Annotated in this window: 1 protein-coding gene (cut by a window edge); it reads left to right on the top strand. The window is 27.8% G+C overall.

The window, feature by feature from the left end; all coding sequences use genetic code 11:
- Positions 1 to 226 precede the first annotated feature (226 nt).
- On the top strand, positions 227 to 234 hold the beginning of the coding sequence (locus tag V7068_RS22230; protein ID WP_499714596.1) for a FadR/GntR family transcriptional regulator. It continues 628 nt past the right edge of the window; 8 of the gene's 636 nt are visible here — the first part of the coding sequence; it begins with the start codon at positions 227 to 229; its stop codon lies off the right edge, out of view.

The raw sequence follows: 234 nt of genomic DNA, 5'->3' as shown, positions 1-234 counted from the left end.
TACTCTTATTATTGCCGCATTATAAATGATTGGACCAATTTACAGTCATTTGAAATTGGTCCAACATTTTTCAATTGTAACAAATGATGAAAAAATTAACAATTCTAATTTTTCTGATATTGATTAAGCATGTTAATTTTTGTATGATTAAGACATTTATAGTACAGTTATTTTAGAGGAGTGACATAGGGGATGACACAGCCAAAGAAAAAAGCCTATCAAGTAATTGTTGAT

The organism is Bacillus sp. JJ634 (genome assembly GCF_036962285.1).
GTDB lineage: Bacteria > Bacillota > Bacilli > Bacillales > DSM-1321 > Peribacillus > Peribacillus asahii_A.
Note: the sequence above shows the minus strand (reverse complement) of the source record. Positions and strands in the feature narration are given on the sequence as shown.